Origin of the sequence: Paenibacillus solanacearum, from assembly GCF_910593845.1 — a bacterium.
GTDB classification, from domain to species: Bacteria; Bacillota; Bacilli; order Paenibacillales; family NBRC-103111; genus Paenibacillus_G; species Paenibacillus_G solanacearum.
On the sequence record NZ_CAJVAS010000003.1, the window covers coordinates 197,431 to 215,545 of the forward strand.

The following is an 18,115-nucleotide window of genomic DNA, read 5'->3' on the forward strand; positions in this document are numbered from 1 at the left end:
ATTAGGCAATGGCGCAAAAATACATCCGTAATGGGGTTAGTGACTTGGAGATAGACAAAGTTAATATATTTGAAGTCGCGGAAAGGGCGGGCGTGAGTAAGTCCACCGTTTCAAGAGCTCTGAACAATCATTATGGAGTAAGCCAAAAATCAAAAGAAAAAGTGTGGAAGGCGATTGAGGATTTAAAATACAGGCCTAATCTTTTTGCAAGATATTTAAGGACCAATGCAAGCAAGAGAATCGGTTTATTATTTTCCAGTAAAATGTCTGATTCCAGCATACTGCAGCAGATCAACATAGGCAAATTAGGCGGAATCATGAATAAAGCGAAAGAACTAGGCTTCGACATTACTATATTCACAGAAGATCTCTCCGATCCGTCGGGGCTCAATGAAGTCATTCAGGAAAAAGGGCTGTCCGGCATCTTATTGCTTAATCCTGTTGTCAAGAAGGTTTTGCACACGTTAGAGAGCTATGGCATTCCGCATGTTCTGATCAACTGGTCCGTCCCGGGGCATGAACATCAATGCTTTGTCAAAACCGATTGGGCGAAGGCGACGATCATCGCTCTGGATTATTTGCTCGACAAGGGCTATACGGATATAGGCGTTATTACTTGGGGAGAAGACGAGCTGTCGAAGGAACGGGTAATACAGAGCACGTTTGCCAATTACATGAAAAATAAAGGATTGCCGTATGAAAATCATGTATGGAATACCAAGCTGAAAATTCCAAAGGAAGCCGTCGTTGACTACTTGGAGAAATCTAAAAAAAGAGCTTATTTGAGTTTTTCGTATTTTACCAGTATGCATATATTAAATTATTGCAGGGAAAAAAACATAAGCATTCCAGCGGATGTTGCGCTTCTTTCCAATGACTATTTCGAATTTTTTGAATATCTGCATCCCAAACTTACAGCTTTAAAGCAGCCGAGCGAAAAAATGGGTGAATTGGCTCTTGAAAAACTGATACGGAAAATGGACGGTGAGCAGAATGTTGAGAGTGAGCTCGTCGCTCCTGATTTAATTTTAGGAGATTCTTGCTGACAAGCATCATGTTTTGGAATTGTGAGGTCTGAACCTGATACGGAACCAGGTTCAGGCCTTTTAATATTGGCTTGAACGCTGCTGGAGAATCGCTTGACATGGAAAAGGCTGGAGGGTATACTCACCTTAAAAATAGGGAACGTTCCCAATTTTCGGAGGAGGCGTTGTTAAGCTAAGGTCTGTATGCAATCCAATTTCACGGATGGAGGTTTTGCAGCAATGCCAGGCAGAGACACTCACGATATGAAAGCGGTTTCTTCGTCAGAAAGATTGAAGGATCATGAAGACAGCTATGTGCTGTATATAAATTGGGATGCCTTTGCATACGAATGGTACCGGCTCGCCAATTTGGCTTCGAACGGGGGAACCCCGAATTTGAATGCCTTGATTGCTGAAGGCGTATTGTTTACCAATGCACGAACGGGTATTCCTTCGATTACCGGAGCGATGCAGCAGGCGATCGTATCCGGTGCATGGCCGATCGATACCGGCAATTGCTTCAGATATTACAACGTGAAGGCGAACAAAATCATTCAATACAAGCGTGAAAATGCGCTTGAAAACATCGCCGAAGCAGCGTATCGTAACGGCAGCTCGGCCGCATCGGTAAATGCGTTTTATTTTGAGAGCAGAGGTACTTTTGAGGGGGACGAATGTCGGCCTTATGTTAAAGCACCTACGCCTAGCGGCTTTAAAGAGCGCGTAGATGAGCTCATCAACATCATTAAGGGCGAAGCGTTCCACACCGGCAGCAAAACGATCCGGATGAATGAAGTGCCGCGCTTTCTGTCCATTTACACGCACACGCTCGACCATCTCGGTCATAACCTTGATCAAGCGATGTCAACCCTAGACGACTGGCGTCAAGCGATCATTGACGCGCTTATTGCGATGGATAGCGAGCTTGGACGCATTGTTCAAGCATTAAAGGAGCGCGGGATTTATGATCAAACGACGATATTTCTCACGACGGACCACGGAATAACGCCTTTTGGCGCGCCGTCGAAGCCAGAGACCTCGCCGTATCCTCCGGGGACGCTTTCCAGTCTCCCCGATTTGGAGAAGACGATTGCCGATACCGGTAAGGTCTTCAAAGGAGAAAACTTCAAAACGGAGATTTTGTTTCGAGACGGGGAACAGGCTCGCCCGGAAACGGAAGTAGTGATCATGACCGCCGGCCTGGAGGCGCATATTCAGTTCCGAGTGCCTGCGGAGCAGGCTGTACTTGACGAAATCGTCAGCCGCATGAAACAAAAGGAATATTACGGCACCCATTTGTTCCGAGCTGACCTGTTCAAAAGAGGGCTGCCGCTCGAGTTTGCCGATATTCTTATCTCCCCGAAGCCGCCATATCATTTCAAGACCGGTAACCCTAATCTGGTGCGATGGGCCATGGGACAGCACGATTCGCTGGACGAATCTTCGCAGCACATCTTTGCCATGATATCCGGGGCAGCCGTCAGGAAAGGCATTATTTGTGATGATCTGGTCTATAACATCTCAATGGCGCCAACGATGGCCCGAGTACTCGGTTTCGAGGGCCCTTCCGGCGCGACAGCCCCGGTACTGGATGAAATACTGGCCGAAATGTATAAAGGTCCGATGCTTGCCATTTCCGAACTGACAGGAGATGACCTAACCGTATATACGGATGAGGTGGTGCTGCGAGGGGAAACCGTATCGCACGCGGCCATTCGCATCAACGGCAAACATGTAGGCGAGGCCGAAGCAGACGGTCGTTTTATGATACAGCAGAAGGTTGCGCCCGGCATGAACCGATTGATTGTAGAAGCGATCGCTAACGATCGGATAACACGGAAATGTATTTTTGCAGCATACATACTGCCGGTTAATGAACAATCTTCACAGGACCAACCAGATCTTCCTGCAGCCTCTGGATAACGGCTGATAAGCATGTTGTACCATTCATACCCACTTCATCGCGTAAACAATACAATAACCCGCCGAATGAACGCAAGCACACCTCAGACAGCAAGGTTCCGAGCCAAGCTCAGCAAGTGATCTCACCTCCTTTGTTCAAACCCACGGTTTCCCTGAAGTGAAAAGACATAGTAATGCTATTCAAAAGTTGAGTAAAACACTCAAAATTGAATCGGGAGGTACGATCCGTGATTTTCGATAAAAGAGCAGTTGTCGTGATGCTTGCGCTTGCCGCGCCGATGTCCCTTCTTTCCGCGTGCAGCGGAGCGAATTCAGCCGGACAGGGAGGAGCCGAAACCAATGCGACGGTATCCGCAAAAACGGACGAACCGGCCGAGCTGGTCGTATTCGGTAACCCGGGCGACCCGGAAAACGTATTTGACGTGAGAATCGGCGATGCGGTCCGGAAAAAATTTCCGAATTACAAGATTACCTATATCCGGAAAACCAAGGATGTGACGATGGAGACGCTGATCACATCGGGCAGCCAGGTGGATTTGATCTATGATTCCGTTGCCGGTGCTGTAAGTTCGGTGGTGAATACAGGTTCGCAGTTCGATATCAGCGATCTGGCTAAAAAACATCGGATTGACTTCAATCGTTTCGATCCGGGACAGCTTGATGCGGTAAAGTCGCTCGGCGGATTATATGGTCTGCCTATTCAAACCGGCGGACTTGTGATGTATTACAACAAGGACATCTTCGATAAGTTCGGAATTGCGTATCCGGGCAATGGCATGACTTGGGAAGAAGCGATCGAGCTGGGGAAAAAGCTAACTCGCAAACAAGACGGAGTGCAGTATATCGGTCTTGGCTTGTCGCCGCATCATGCCATATTGATGAATTCCTTATCTGCTCCATTCGTCGATAAGACGACGGAGAAGGCGGCAGTGAATAACGAGACGTTCAAGAATCTTCTGGATACGCTAGTTATTAAACCGACGCTCGTGGACGGGTATAAAGATGCGGTAACGGCGATTAAATCGACGATCAACAACAACACGTTCATGAAAGACAGAACGGTAGCCATGTTTATTATGAACTACGGCCTTCAGGACCAGGACTATTTCAAGGAGTTTAATTGGGATATGGCACCGCTCCCCGTCTTCAAGGAGAAACCCGGCATAGGCTCGCAGCCTTATCCTGCTGTTCTGTGCCTCAGCTCCTCAAGCAAATATAAAGATCAGGCGATGGAAATGTTGAAATATTTGACCTCCGACGAGTATCAATTGGATCTCTCAAAGCGCGGTTTCGTCCCGGTTCTGAAGGATGAAAAAATCAAAAAAGCGTTCGCTCAAGATCTTGGCAGCTATAAGAATAAAAATGTCGTGAATGCGCTCTTCTTCAATCAAACGGCACCGTCTGCGCCAAAAACGCAATATGACGCTATGGTGACAAACGCGTTAATTAAGCAATACTTGCCGCTCATTACTGGGAATACCGATGTAAATACGGCACTGCGCACCGCGGAGGAAGAGGCCAACAAGAGTATTCAGGATGCGAAAAACAACAAAAAATAATATGTAAGGAGATGTTTCGTCTTGCTATGAAACTCCCAGCCCCGCTTCCAGAAGAGCGGACTCGGGAGTTTTCTTTATTATGGATCGCAGGGGAATGTGGCGCTTTTCCAAAATGGATAATAAAGGGAAACTACCGTTTATGTCGAATCATATTGAGATGTGCTGCAGGAATAAATCGTCAGCCGCGTTATCGATTTAGTACAAAATGGACAACAACGATCGTGAGGAGGGGACTTATGCAAAAATTTTCAGAACTCCAATATATTAGCCCGGATTATGAACAACAAAGGGCTGCCTTGTTGAAATCCAAGGAGGACATGGCAGCAGCGTCTTCGTATGAGACATTCCGTGATTTGTGGATATCAAGAAAAAACGCGGATCAATATTTGTATATGTTAACAGATCTTGCATACATTCGTTATCTGACCGATACATCAGATACATTTTACAAGAGTGCAGTGCACACAGATGGTATGGAAGAACCGCAAATCAAATTGCTTCGAAAAGAATGTGACGATGTGCTTCTGGATTCACCTTATATTAAGGAGATTACAGCTGAATTTGGAGAAAAGATTATCCAAGATCTGAGGATCAAAAGAAGTCTAACCGGAGAAAAAGCCATTCCGATGCAGCTTGAAGAAAACCGGCTAAGCTTAGAATATATGAAACTGGTTTCTTCAGGGAAAACAATAGAAGCGGTCTCCGACGAACTCGATGACTTATATACTGCCATGATCGGTGTGCGCACGAAACTGGCCGCGAGTCTCGGTTTCGATAGTTATATCGAGATGGCGTATCGCATTCAGGGACGCATTGATTATGGTAAGCAAGACATCACCTCTTTTCGTTCTCAGGTACTTAATGTCATAACGCCTGTCTGTGCCGCGTTTGAAAAGGATAGCCCATATGATGGTTCTGTGGCAACGGATGCGGTGGGGAACATTGTTCATAATGTCAGAAATATATTTCACGAGATTTCGCAGGAAAGCGGAAATTTTATTGATTTCATTTATGATCATGAATTGTTAGATGTTGAGCCTAGACCCCACAAGCGTCCATTTTACTGCTGTTGTATGCTCTCACACTATAAAGCGCCGTTTATAATTAGCGATTTAAAGGGTAAAGGCAATGACGCATTCATGTTTATTCATGAATTGGGGCACGGGTTTGCATTTTATACCGCAGCACGCCGTCACACGTTGTTCGAATACCACCGTTCGACGGTCAGCATTAACGAAGTGCATTCCAAGACGATGGAGTTCCTTGTATATCCCTATTTGGAGCTTATCGTCGGGAAACATAAGGATATGTTTAGACGGAATCATCTGTATGAGGCGTTGCGGTATCTTCCTTACAGATGCGCTATCGATGAATTTGAACACAGCGTGTATGAGGACACGACTTTAACCAAATCTCAGCGCCATGAACTATGGCGTGCAATTGAACAAAAATTTTTGCCATGGCGTACAGGGGGAAATCAAGAATCCGTTAAGGGTAGGACTTCTAGGACTTCTTGGCATAGCCAACCTCATCTCTTCAACGCTCCTTTTTCCTATATCGACTACAACCTTGCACTCATGAGTGCATTTGAATTTTATGGACGGTCAAAAATCAATTATCAGGAGACTTGGAATGACTACCTCGCATTTTGCAGTAAGGGTGGAAGTGCAAACTATTTGAATCTGTTGGCTTCGGGGAAATTAGTAAGTCCGTTTTCTGCCGGTGCCGTAGCCGACATATGTGCGCCGATCCTCAATGAACTGTAATGTTTAGCTTCAAGAGGATGTAGAGCGTACATGAATCTGCATAAGAAACGGGGCGATTTCCGTATGAACCATAAATATGGGTCAAATTTCTGTAGTATGAGAACCTAAAAGCACACTTATGTGTTGCTTTGAACATTACGATAATTCCTGGAACATTGCTCTTTCCAAAAAGAAGGCGCCTCGTAAGGTTGGCTTTAGGGATGGGACCAACACCTCATAAAGGCGCCGCACTTTGGAGTTAAGCGATCGGATTTGGTTCAAGATTTTATTGTTATAATGGAAGTTAATTCGAATGTACGTTACGCGCCTCCTAGCTTGCGACTTCTTCCCGAACTCACGGCGCTTCGGTTCCGAGTAGTTCTATAGCTTTCATAACATTCTCATGCGGCATGGTGCCGGCTGGCAAATGGAGCAAAAATCGTGTGAATCCTAAGTGTTTGCGCATGTAAATGATTATATTGGCGACCGTTTCGGGATCGCCTACATATAAAGCGCCTTCTAAGCTGCATGCTGCATCGAAGTTTGAGCGGTTGTAATGTCCCCAACCGCGCTCTTTGCCAAAATAGTTAATTGATGCTTGAGTGGGCGGGAAATATTTATCGACCCGCAAGCGGGGTATTCTCCGCAACGAACCCGAGAGAATGTACTGCTATCTTTAATTTCGATGCATCATGTCCTGCACGAGCTGCCGCGTTCTTGTAGAGCGGCACAAGCGACGCAAATCGTAAGGGACTTCCGCCAATGATTGCCAAAACAAGAGGAAGTCCACGGACCCCTGCGCGTATCGCCGATTCCGGATTCCCCCCACTACCAAGCCAAACGGGTAGAGGATTCTGCACCGGACGCGGATATACACCCAAATTCGTAAAGCCCGGCCTGTGCCCTCCTTTCCAAGAAACGTTCTCCGAGTCTCTTAATTTTAATAATAGCTCCAGTTTCTCCTCGAATAGCTCTTCATAATCGTTTAAATCATAACCGAACAATGGAAACGCATCGACCATAGAGCCTCGGCCCGCAATAATTCCGCTCGTCCATTTAGACCGTCAAGTGTGGAGAATTGTTGAAACAGGCGCACAGGATCAGCAGCAGAGAGCACGGTAACCGAACTGGTTAAGCGTATGTTCCGGGTCATGGGAGCCGCTGCAGCCAGCACGACAGCAGTCGCAGAATCCGCAAATTCCCTGCGATGATGCTCACCGACCCCAAAATACATCCAAATCGACCTGATCGGCTAAAATGATTTCTTCCACAACCTCGCGCAACCGCTGCGCATGACTTATCGTTTGGCTTGTTTGAACATCCGGAGTTGTTTCGACAAACGAATCTACACCTATATCCACTTTCAAAACCTCCCATCACAATAATCTTTGTTTAAAAGTTTATCAGTAACACTATCAATCCCAAAACGAATAAAAAGATTGGCATCATCATTTGTTTTACCGTGTCGTTCATTTTAAGATGAGTTAAAATGGCCCCGAACATTGTTATAACAATCAATAAACTGCCCCAAACGGCGAAAGCTCCATTCCAAATACCAATAAGAACGAGAATTCCTGATATGACTTCCACCAATCCAGTAAATAATCTAAACCAACCAGGATAACCAAAATGCTTGAATCCTTCCACCATTTGTTTGGATCCGAACTTCATAAACCCGAACATTAAAAAAACTAGACCCAACACAACTTGAATAATAATGGATAAAATAGTCATTGCCATCGCTCCTATCTTAAAAATGTATATTCTAAAATTAGAATATCTAAACTTAGAATGAAGTCATCCTAACATCAGCGCATATTTGTGTCAACAACAATTTGATTCATAAAAAAACGAAGCCGTAAAATGCGGCTTCGCGTTCTAATTCTGAAATATTGGATCTTTCATAAAGAATCCGACTCAATTCCAATAACATTGCCTTGATGATTTTTGATGCCATATCCGATTTTTTTAAGCAGCTCGATCAGCTGGAGCTTTTCCTCATCCGTTAAATAAGACAAATTGTCGGAAATCGTCTGAACATGCTGTGGAAAGATCTGATCAAAATAGCTTCGTCCTGTATCGGTCAATGATAAATTCGTTTTGCGCCGATCACCTGGTATCGGGAGCCGTTCCACGAAGTTCTTCTTTTCCAGTTTATCCACCACGTAAGTGATGCTCCCGGTTGGGATGGAGAAGGTATCGCTTATTTTTTGAATGGGATGAGGACCTTTACTATATAGAAATTCAAGAATTTGGAAGGTTTCCGTATTAAGCCCATAGTTATCAATGTCGCGTTCTAAGTTCCCGTAAAGTACAGTCACCATGTTTCTTAACACACGTATTAATCTCAAATCTAGCTTTCCCTCAGGATTGCGTTCAGTCATTCTTCAACCACCTTCATACAATTTCTTACTACAAAGAATAGTCGACTTCCGCGGAAACTTCAAATACGGGCGGTTGGTATCTAATTTTCAGATACAATACATCATTATTCCGTATTATTACGGATACAGCAAATGTAGTAATATGAGTGAGCATCAATGAAACCGATGGAAGGAGGTGAAATCATGTTGTTCGAGCTGCGTGTGTATCATGTGAATACTGGCAAGATGCAAGCACTCCAAAATAGGTTCAAAAATCATGTTATTGATTTGTTTATGAAGCATGATATGAAAGTGACGCAGTTTTGGGAAGATATTGAAGATTCCAATAGCCGTCTATTTTACGTTGTTGAGCATGCGAATATGGAAATGCGTAATCTTAACTATGAACGATTCTGTAACGATCCAGAATGGGTTGAAATAAAACGATTGACTGAGCTTGACGGACCATTAGTAATCAAGCAAGAGAGCATATTTATGAAAAACGTTTCGTTCTTCGAAAATAAATAAATCCTGGTAAATATATAGGTATCTAATTCACAGCGAAAGGGAGTAAATAAAATGAAAACATTAGTAATCGTGACTCATCCGAACATGGATTTATCCCGAGTGAATAAAGCATGGGTGGACGAGCTGCAAAAACAAGGTGATATTACCGTTCATGAATTATTTAAAGCTTACCCTGATGAGAATATCGATGTTTCTAGAGAACAACAATTGGTTGAAGCGCATGATCGAATTATTTTCCAATTCCCGCTATTTTGGTACAGCACACCTGCGTTACTAAAAAGATGGTTCGATTCCGTGTTGCAATATGGGTGGGCATTTGGACCGGAGGGCACTAAAACAGCGGGCAAGGAAATTGGCGTCGCCGTTTCGACATATGGCTCCGAGGCTTCGTATCAACCATCTGGATCCAATCGGTTTACGCTGCAAGAAATATTGCGGCCGATTGAAGCGACAGCTCATTTCATCAGTGCATCTTATCTTCCTCACTTTTCGTTGAGCGATGTTTCTAATCTTACAGATGAACGGTTGGTACAGAGCAGGAAAGATTACATCCGATATATTAAAAATGAAAAGCAAATCGTGAATGCTTAAGAAGTATTCGTAATAGCAGGTATCTTTCGCAGTCAAAATACAGTTAGTAGAAGATATGCGTGCAAAACTTATACACTGGAACTGCAACGGTAGTTGGAGGAAGAAACGGAAAAGTGGTTTCATCCGATCAAGTCATCTCTCTTGATCTTACAATGCCTAAAGCGCTTGGAGGGTCCGGCGCTCAAGGAACAAACCCGGAACAACTTTTGCTGCAGGATACTCCACATGTTTCGATGGTGCGATTGGGCTTGCTCTACGTCAAAAAGGTATCAAAGTTGAAGGTACTAAGGTAACTAGCCATGTGACTATGGGCAAATCAGAAGATGGAGGTTTTGCCTTAGCGGTAGAGCTTGATGTGACAATTAATGGTGTGACTCCGCAATTGGCTAGAGAAGTTGCTGAGATGGCGCATCAAATATGCCCATACTCTAAAGCTACAAGAGGTAACATTGACGTTAGGATCAATATCATGTGATCCTCTCCTTAGTAGGGTGGCGGTCCTTCTGGCTGCCACCCTAATTAAGCATTGGCTAATTATCAAACAAATGAGTTGCTGAGAATTGGTGATGGACATAATGTCCTATCCCTTAGTCGAAATGAGCACGCATCTGCGCTAAGAAGGCTGACAAAGCGGGGGTGATTAAAGTATCTTTGCGTCTTATAAAGACAGTTGTGACGATCGTGTGCTTACCGGGGACTGTATGGCAGCGGATTCGTCCTTGCTGTTCCGGCTCGGTTACGATAGAGCGCGGCAATAGTGAAATACCGAGTCCGGCTCCGACACAGCCGATAATCGTTTCAAGCGAGCCAAATTCCATTAGCTTTTTAGGCAAGATGCCTTCGTCATGGAGCAATTGTTCGAATTTTGCACGGTAAGAGCAGCCGCTACGGAATACGAGTAACGTGTGTGACTGCAATTCATGGATAGAATGAACGAAAGGCTGTGTGTACGAAGTCACAAGTACCATCTCTTCGTCAACAACTTTTTCCTGGACCAGTTCCGTATGTTCTACCGGCCCGGCTACGAATGCCCCGGTTAGTTCATAATGAAGAACGGCATGAACGTGCCGTTCAGTAGGACCTGTGACGAGGCGAAAATCGACCCTCGGATAGTCTACATGGTATTTGGCAAGCAGGTTAGGCAGTCGAACCGCAGCGGTAGTTTCCATAGATCCGATATGAAGCGGCCCCGCTGGGACAGCGGAATCCCCTATGGCAGATCGGGCTTCCTGGATGATATACAATATTTTCTCCGCATATGTAAAGAGGATTTGACCGGAAGGGGTTAATGTAATTCCTCGATTATGGCGGTAAAACAGAAGGGTCTGTAAATCTGCCTCTAACTGTTGAATCTTATATGTGACATTGGATTGGGCAAAGTTTAATTTCTGAGCCGCTTTGGATATACTACCTTCTTGCGCTGTCGTAAAAAACACTTTGAGCAAATGAATGTCCATATAGACCTCCTTTTGAAAAGGTTTGACTATCTGAAATCTCGATAGCTAACTAATAAGGACTGTATTTCCGTAACATATCTTGTAGCATATGCAAAGGCCGAATCGAACATCCTTGGCATCAGCTCCTACAATCCATCCAGCATTTCATTCGCGTTCTAATTGCGATTCCAACCGCAAGAATAATACGATGATTCCTAGCCATACTATGAGAGTGTATTGGAACGGAGGGCAATTCGTGAAGTGGTTATCACTTAAAAACGGCTCGTTGGGCGATGATGATATAGATACGGATAAAGAGTTTACGACCGATATCGAGCATAACGAGAAAGTCTTAAAAGAAACGTTTCAGGATTGTTCCGATTTGATATATCGGAGAATCGAAGTCCGACATAAGCTTCAATGGCTCATTATTTACATAGAGAGTATGATTGATCCAAAATTGCTTGATGAACATGTAATCAAGCCTATGCTAGCGAGCCCGACAAGAGGTAAACCGACGATAGAAGCGGGGGATCTTGCAACAGATCTGATCTCCATCGGATCAACGAGCAGTTCTAACAAAGTATCTGAAACCGTCAGAAAGCTTTTGGATGGACATGCTGTCGTACTCACAGCAGAGAGTAGTTGTGTTATGGCATTTTCAATTCCCGGATTATCCAAGAGAAGTCTTGAGGAATCGTCCTCCGAGCCCGTTATACGCGGACCGAAGGATGGCTTCATCGAACAGCTTTCCACTAACCTCAGTCTGATCCGCACTAGACTCAAAACATCAAAACTTAAAGTGGAATATATTACTCTAGGCGAGCTTTCCCAAACACATATCGCTATAACGTACATGAAGGGGATTGTTCGGGAGGCTGTAGTTGAAGAAGTTAGATCAAGATTGAAGCAAATTCAGTTGAAAGGTGTTCTTGATTCAGGATATATCGAGGAGTTTATTGAAGATCAACCTTATTCGCCGTTTCCGCAAGTTCATAGCACAGAACGTCCGGATGTAGTGTCTGCGGAGCTGCTCGAAGGCAAAGTGGCTATTCTGGTTGATAACACCCCTTTTGTCCTAATTGTTCCTACTACGTTTTGGACAGGACTTCAGGCCAGCGAAGATTACTATATTCGCTGGCCAAGCGCTACCTTCGCTCGCTGGATTCGTTTCCTTTTTATTAATTTTGCGATATTTGCTCCTCCGCTTTATGTAGCCATTTCTACCTTCCATCAGGAAATGATCCCTACGAATCTTGTACTGAGCATTGCTGCATCAAGAGAGGCCGTCCCGTTTCCGGCGATGTTCGAAGCTTTGCTGATGGAAATCATATTCGAGGCGCTGCGTGAAGCCGGTATCCGACTACCTAAACAGATCGGCCCGACGATTAGTATTGTAGGGGGCTTAGTTATTGGTCAGGCAGCGGTTCAAGCGGGATTCATCTCGGCACCGGTAGTCATTATCGTGTCCATAACCGGAATTTCTGCGTTTACGATTCCAAGATATAGTCTTGCCAATGGGGTCCGATTACTTCGATTCCCCATGTTATTTTTAGCGGGGACGCTGGGCCTCTATGGCATAGTATTGGGGTTTCTGGGTATTCTGTTACATATGACTTCACTTCGCTCATTTGGTGTGCTTTATTTTTCTCCGATCGCGCCGCTTAAGCTGAACGCCTTGAAGGACGTATTCGTAAGGGTTCCGATTTGGGCAAAGTCTCGATTTAGGACGAAACCTGATCATGATGGGGGCGGACAAGGGAGATTGGGTTGAAAGTTTGGGGAGGGCATGATGAGAAAGCTAAAATATATGTTTCTTCTCGTAACCGTTATCATTAGCGGATGCTGGGATCGTATAGAAATTAATGATCTTGCGTTTGTTATGGGTACGGCCTTAGACCTTACGGACGACGGTAATTTTTTTTGCACCTTGCAAGTAGCCAAACCTGTATCTACTGAAGGGGGAAGCGGGGGTGGGGACGGACACCAAGGGTCGTTTTACCTTATTACTGCAGAGGGTAAAAATGGAAACGATATTCTTCTAAGTCTTCAGAAAAAAAGCTCACGTCGATTATTTTTCTCTCATCGGAGTGTTGTGTTTATTAGCGAACGTTTGGCAAAGTATGGAATACGCGATGCCTTGGATGTTTTTATTCATGATCCAAGGAATCGGTTAAAGACCTATCTCATGGTCGTGAAGGGAGGGGAGGCCCGAGAAATTTTACAACTAAATTATCCTCTAAAGCAAGTGCCAATCGAAGCGGTTAAGCAAATGCAGGGTTCGGGTGATGATCTAGCCGTAACATTGCGCGATTTTTTTATTTCGATGCAAAGTGAAGGAATTGAACCGGTAGTAGGGGTGGTTGAACTCGATAACAATCCGAAAGATCCGCATGAGCAAACTTTTCGTATTGCAGGGACCGGCGTGTTTAAATCACTCAAATTAACAGGCTTTTTGAATGAGAAAGAAACAGTGGGACTCATGTGGTTGACAAATAAGCTGAAATACAGTCGGATTACAACAACGCTCCCCCAAGGCCATGGGGAAATCGGGATGATATTGAACTATGCGGAACGTAAAATCGTTACGCAGGTTGAACATGATTCCGTATACTTTAATATTTTCTTAGAAGGTCAAGGAGGTCTTGTAGAGAATAATACTTCCCTTGATATTAATGAACCGGATCATTTGAAACAAATACAAAGTGCATTGGAGGAAGAGGTCAAGAAACAAGTTCAAGGTCTATTAGATAAAATTCAAAAGAAATACAAGGTGGATAGCGTGGGCTTTGGTCAGGAAATTAACAAGAGTAACCCGAATAAATGGGCAATGTTAAAAGACCAGTGGGGTACACGTTTTCCAAAGGCAACGATTCAAATAAACGTCAATCTGTCTATCAATGGCGCGGGAATGGTACACTCGACCTTCGAAATACGAAAATAGGGGGGCAACCTATGCTTTTAAAAGTTATTATATTCTTCGCTGCGACGTTGAGCTGGACAGTATATCGAGTTCGAAATTTTCTAAGGAATAAACAGCTTAAAGAGGCTTTTTTATATTGCTGTTTAATGGGATTATGCATTGTCCTAGGTTCCTTATTGATTTTTCATATTCAAATATTAAGAACAACCATTCCATTGAGGAGCATTTTTGAGCCTATGGGTAAAATCATTCTCATGCAATGAAGATCACAGAACAATCTTAATCTAGCGCCGCTTAATTGTGTCGATGATTAAAAGTGTAACAGGTAAAACAAAATGAGTAAAAAAAGCGTAGCTTGGATATGTGTAGCTAAGATAACTGTTCAATTCGGAGGAAAAGTTCTTGAAAACTGAAACCGAACCTATGACAGACAAAATCGTTATCGGGAGAACCAAAATTTTGTAATTTCGAAGATTGAAAACATCGCGCACACATAGACATACAATAAAAATGGTGAGAGATATTTTGATAAAGCAACCCATAACCCATATAACGACAGCCAACGCTTCCAATCGTTCAAAGCTTCCTTTGATGCCAATATATTGGATGACACTTAAGATCGGAAAGGCTAACTTATCCGTTAACGGCCCAAAGATCATTATGAGAGGTAAAAGTGTGATGCAGAGAAGACCTGAGATGATACATAGCGAAATAAAGGATGCTTTGACGGCGCTGCTTGATGGTCTCAAATAGGGAAGAAGCCAGCCCAAAATAAAAAACTGACTTATGTAAGCAAAAGAGAATACACTTGCCTGAAGGACGGGAACGATCCCCTTACTCATTACTGGGCGAAGTCGCTCCGGATCGGATTCGGCGAGTGTGAGGACCAGAAGCGGTATCAGCATAGCAAAGATGAGTAATGAAATATATTCGTTGCTTCTAGCGATAGATTCAATTCCCATAAACGCTGCAATACCGCATAAGATGGCCAATGTCATACTGACAACGACAGAAGGGGTTCTCATCAGGAAGACGGAATTAATGAACTGTATATGTTGATTTAGGATAATGAAGTCAAAATTAATCCAAACATAAATGAGATAACATCCCAAAAGTTTTCCAGGCCATTTGCCAATGATCTTAGAACTGTACTGTGTGATTGTCATTCCCGGATAGCGAACCGACAATTTGATCATAACCCAAATATTTAATGCTCCGAGAATGACCGCCGGAAATATCGTGATCCATGCGTCTTGCTTAGCGATTTTCGACATTAAACCCGGAATGACAAGAATGATCGTGGGAGCGATAAAGGAAAAAATTAAAAAGCACATTTGGGTTCCCGTTATTTTTTCCCTGAACTCCATCATAGATCTCCTTCAGAATAGAATATCACCAAGTATTCCCAAACAAAAAGCTCATAAACACTTTGATTTCAATTAACCGTCCTTGACAAACGGAGATTTATTAAGAACGACCGTTCAATAATATTCTTGACCGATCGTTCCAGAAATATTAAGTTTGCTTTGAAAGGAGGGGGAATGAATGGTCAGAACCAAAGAATTCGATGAAGATACCGTTCTGCTTAAAGGCATGAGGTTATTCTGGGAACAAGGATATGAGAAAACATCGATGCAGGAATTAGTATCGCACATGGGGATTCATAAAGGGAGTATGTATGATACCTTTGGCGATAAGCAGTCGCTATATATCAGGGCATTGAAACGCTATTCTGAAATGTTAAAGCAGTCAGTTCAGCGTCGTATTGCTGATCTAACTGCTAAACAAGCCATTCGAATGTTGTTTGAACGGGCGCTTCATCCGGATGAAGATTCACCGCGCGGCTGCTTTATAGTGAATACCGCAGTCGAGTTAGCGGGGCATGATTCCGAGGCAAGAGAATGTGTGCATCGGTTCTGGAACTATACAGAACTGTTGCTGCGTGATCTTGTTGCGGAAGGTCAACAATCGGGTGAAATCCCCAGCAAGCTGAGTGCAGAACAGCTGGCCCAGTTTCTTAACAATGCTCTGATCGGCCTTCGGGTTATGGTTAAAACGATTAAGAACAGAGACAAACTACACCAAATTATTGAAATGAATATGTCTATGCTCGAATGATATTCTGATCATACAAGTGGACATACTATGTTTGATTGGCTGATTATTATATAGAGATTAGAAGGGAGAGTATACCTATGACAAAAGATTATGAAAAAAACACAACTGGCCTTCTTTTAGTGGACCCTTATAATGATTTCTTATCACCGGAAGGTAAAAGTTTCACTCGCGCAAAAGAAGTGGCAGATTCTGTTAATTTATTCGAGCATCTAAAAGCAATTCTCAGTTCTGTTCGAAAAGTCGGTATTCAAGTTTTTTTTGTTCCTCATCACAGATCTGAACCGGATGATTTCCAGAACTGGAAGCATCCAACTCCGTATCAGCTTCGTACGAAAGAAAGACAAGTGTTTGCGAAAGGTACATGGGGTGGGGAATTTCATTCTGATTTTCAACCTCAAAAGGGCGATGTAATTATTAAAGAACACTGGGGCAGCAGCGGATTCGCGAATACAGACCTGGATCACCAGCTTAAAATGCATGGGGTTCAAAAGATTATCGTTATAGGTATGCTAGCCAATACGTGCATCGAAGCAACTGCACGTTTCGGCATGGAACTTGGTTACCATGTCACCCTTGTTAAAGACGCAACAGCGGCTTTTAGTAAAGAAGCCATGCATGCTGCGCATGAAATCAATGGACCTACCTTTGCACATGCCATTCGAACTACAAAAGAACTTCTTGCTTTAATGTAAGAACTTCTAGTGAAACGCCATGGAGAGGATGGACCAACCAACATGAATGAAAAGATCGTAATGCCGATTTGGACCTTCGGACTTTTCATCGTCGTGATGAACACGACAATAGTTTAACATTTCGATTCCCGGTATCATCCGAGATATTGGGGTTTCAGCAGTTCTTGGATCGTGGATTGTTTCGAGCTTTTCGATAGGCTATGCATTATCGACGGTAATTTACAGTAGGCTCTCTGACGTATTGCCAATGCGTAGATTGCTTTCATTCGGGCTCATGATTTTGGGGACAGCCTACATAATTGGAATTGTTGCTAAGAGTTTTCAAGTTTTACTTTGGCTCGGATTGCACAGTCTGCTGGTGCAGGGGTGATGGCCGATCTTGGACTCGTTCTTGCCAGTAGGTATATACCTTATGAACGGCGAGGCAAGCCATTTCAATGATATCGGGGTTATTTGCCGTCACCTGCATTGTCATTGTCATTCTCCCAATTCTGCTGAGACTGCTTCCCAAGGAACAGCCCAAATCTTTTCGATTTGACATAACCGGTGCTATAATGACAGTCATCAATGCCTCGGTACTTCTGATTTCAGTTACCTAGCGTTCAGTGGATTGGTTGACGATCGGAATATTATCGGTTATTGTCCATGTCTGGCACATCAAAAGTGTGAAAGAATCGTTTATCAACCCGGAACTCTTGGCAACACCAAAGTATCGGAAACTGCTTGCTATCGGTTTTTGTGTCATGATGCTGAATCTTGGAAACTTTTTTAATGCCTATGGCTCTTGCTAATCTATTCGGCAGTTCTCCTTTGATGATTGCTTTTTACGATCGCTCCAGGCGCAATATTATCAGCTTTTCTTACGCCTTTTGTTGGACGATGGATCGACAGGTACGGCAATGTGCGGTTGTTGCAGCTTGCGGGATGCTGCTTGAATTTGAAAAGAAGAACTCGTTGGTTCATGCTTATGAATATGCGTATGGTGCCTTCACGGCAGTATGCATTTGCTCGTTATGCACACTGCTTTGGTACTGGCTATCAAGTCGTCAGTTGAACCAGATCCAGGCGTTGTAACGCAGCACTATTTTTCGCTCTTTTTAGAACGATCATTCCTGAATCCCCTTAAAGTTTCGGCAAACTTCTTACTATCCAACCGATTCCTGGCACTCGTTTGACCCGATGAGGCAGAGCGTTGCTAGTAATATCGCAATA

The 18,115-nt window shown here is 43.8% G+C and carries 16 protein-coding genes and 2 pseudogenes; 13 read left to right on the plus strand and 5 right to left on the minus strand.

Going from position 1 to position 18,115, the window contains the following annotated elements:
* Positions 1-44 precede the first annotated feature (44 nt).
* From KXG62_RS05285 to KXG62_RS05300, 4 genes are all read left to right on the plus strand, one after another.
* Positions 45-1,046: a LacI family DNA-binding transcriptional regulator gene (locus tag KXG62_RS05285; RefSeq protein ID WP_218090884.1), complete on the plus strand. Its 1,002-nt coding sequence runs from the start codon at positions 45-47 to the stop codon at positions 1,044-1,046.
* A 219-nt stretch (positions 1,047-1,265) separates the two neighbouring features.
* Positions 1,266-2,948, plus strand: coding sequence for an alkaline phosphatase family protein (locus tag KXG62_RS05290; RefSeq protein WP_218090885.1), 1,683 nt, complete (start codon positions 1,266-1,268; stop codon positions 2,946-2,948).
* Positions 2,949-3,175: 227 nt separating this feature from the next.
* Complete coding sequence (locus tag KXG62_RS05295) at positions 3,176-4,507, plus strand: ABC transporter substrate-binding protein (RefSeq protein WP_218090886.1); 1,332 nt, start codon at positions 3,176-3,178, stop codon at positions 4,505-4,507.
* Positions 4,508-4,743: 236 nt separating this feature from the next.
* Positions 4,744-6,273 (plus strand): M3 family metallopeptidase, encoded by a 1,530-nt coding sequence (locus KXG62_RS05300; RefSeq protein WP_218090887.1) that lies wholly within the window; start codon positions 4,744-4,746, stop codon positions 6,271-6,273.
* Positions 6,274-6,607: 334 nt separating this feature from the next.
* Here KXG62_RS05300 and KXG62_RS05305 read toward each other — a convergent pair.
* The 3 genes and pseudogenes from KXG62_RS05305 to KXG62_RS05315 all read right to left on the minus strand — a co-directional run bounded on the left by KXG62_RS05305 (position 6,608) and on the right by KXG62_RS05315 (position 8,636).
* Positions 6,608-7,613 (minus strand): annotated as a pseudogene (locus KXG62_RS05305) (Atu2307/SP_0267 family LLM class monooxygenase).
* A gap of 31 nt (positions 7,614-7,644) precedes the next feature.
* A complete protein-coding gene (locus tag KXG62_RS05310) occupies positions 7,645-7,986 on the minus strand; it encodes a DoxX family protein (RefSeq protein ID WP_218090888.1) in 342 nt (113 codons plus the stop codon).
* A gap of 167 nt (positions 7,987-8,153) precedes the next feature.
* The gene (locus KXG62_RS05315; protein ID WP_218090889.1) at positions 8,154-8,636 is read right to left on the minus strand and encodes a MarR family winged helix-turn-helix transcriptional regulator; all 483 of its coding nucleotides are present in this window, start codon (positions 8,634-8,636) and stop codon (positions 8,154-8,156) included.
* Between the two features lie 183 nt (positions 8,637-8,819).
* Here KXG62_RS05315 and KXG62_RS05320 point away from each other — a divergent pair, with 183 nt between their 5' ends.
* The 3 genes and pseudogenes from KXG62_RS05320 (at position 8,820) to KXG62_RS05330 (ending at position 10,209) form a co-directional block, all read left to right on the plus strand.
* Positions 8,820-9,143 carry an NIPSNAP family protein gene (locus KXG62_RS05320; protein ID WP_218090890.1) on the plus strand — a complete coding sequence of 108 codons (324 nt, stop codon included), beginning with the start codon at positions 8,820-8,822 and terminating at the stop codon, positions 9,141-9,143.
* Between the two features lie 51 nt (positions 9,144-9,194).
* Positions 9,195-9,734 carry an NAD(P)H-dependent oxidoreductase gene (locus KXG62_RS05325; RefSeq protein ID WP_218090891.1) on the plus strand — a complete coding sequence of 180 codons (540 nt, stop codon included), beginning with the start codon at positions 9,195-9,197 and terminating at the stop codon, positions 9,732-9,734.
* A 59-nt stretch (positions 9,735-9,793) separates the two neighbouring features.
* Positions 9,794-10,209 (plus strand): annotated as a pseudogene (locus KXG62_RS05330) (organic hydroperoxide resistance protein).
* A 112-nt stretch (positions 10,210-10,321) separates the two neighbouring features.
* Here KXG62_RS05330 and KXG62_RS05335 read toward each other — a convergent pair.
* Positions 10,322-11,191 (minus strand): LysR family transcriptional regulator, encoded by an 870-nt coding sequence (locus KXG62_RS05335; RefSeq protein WP_218090892.1) that lies wholly within the window; start codon positions 11,189-11,191, stop codon positions 10,322-10,324.
* Between the two features lie 235 nt (positions 11,192-11,426).
* Between KXG62_RS05335 and KXG62_RS05340 the strand changes: the two genes are divergently transcribed.
* Complete coding sequence (locus KXG62_RS05340; protein ID WP_246627299.1) at positions 11,427-12,944, plus strand: spore germination protein; 1,518 nt, start codon at positions 11,427-11,429, stop codon at positions 12,942-12,944.
* 15 nt (positions 12,945-12,959) lie between these two features.
* Positions 12,960-14,114 carry a Ger(x)C family spore germination protein gene (locus KXG62_RS05345; RefSeq protein ID WP_218090894.1) on the plus strand — a complete coding sequence of 385 codons (1,155 nt, stop codon included), beginning with the start codon at positions 12,960-12,962 and terminating at the stop codon, positions 14,112-14,114.
* 263 nt (positions 14,115-14,377) lie between these two features.
* On the opposite strand, the gene KXG62_RS05350 is transcribed toward KXG62_RS05345, so the two are convergent.
* Positions 14,378-15,463: a GerAB/ArcD/ProY family transporter gene (locus KXG62_RS05350; RefSeq protein WP_218090895.1), complete on the minus strand. Its 1,086-nt coding sequence runs from the start codon at positions 15,461-15,463 to the stop codon at positions 14,378-14,380.
* A 175-nt stretch (positions 15,464-15,638) separates the two neighbouring features.
* Between KXG62_RS05350 and KXG62_RS05355 the strand changes: the two genes are divergently transcribed.
* From KXG62_RS05355 to KXG62_RS05365, 4 genes are all read left to right on the plus strand, one after another.
* Positions 15,639-16,211 carry a TetR/AcrR family transcriptional regulator gene (locus KXG62_RS05355; protein ID WP_218090896.1) on the plus strand — a complete coding sequence of 191 codons (573 nt, stop codon included), beginning with the start codon at positions 15,639-15,641 and terminating at the stop codon, positions 16,209-16,211.
* A 77-nt stretch (positions 16,212-16,288) separates the two neighbouring features.
* The gene (locus KXG62_RS05360) at positions 16,289-16,903 is read left to right on the plus strand and encodes a cysteine hydrolase family protein (RefSeq protein WP_218090897.1); all 615 of its coding nucleotides are present in this window, start codon (positions 16,289-16,291) and stop codon (positions 16,901-16,903) included.
* A 175-nt stretch (positions 16,904-17,078) separates the two neighbouring features.
* Complete coding sequence (locus KXG62_RS34595; RefSeq protein WP_425517333.1) at positions 17,079-17,273, plus strand: hypothetical protein; 195 nt, start codon at positions 17,079-17,081, stop codon at positions 17,271-17,273.
* A gap of 386 nt (positions 17,274-17,659) precedes the next feature.
* A complete protein-coding gene (locus tag KXG62_RS05365; protein ID WP_218090898.1) occupies positions 17,660-17,977 on the plus strand; it encodes a hypothetical protein in 318 nt (105 codons plus the stop codon).
* Positions 17,978-18,115 lie beyond the last annotated feature (138 nt).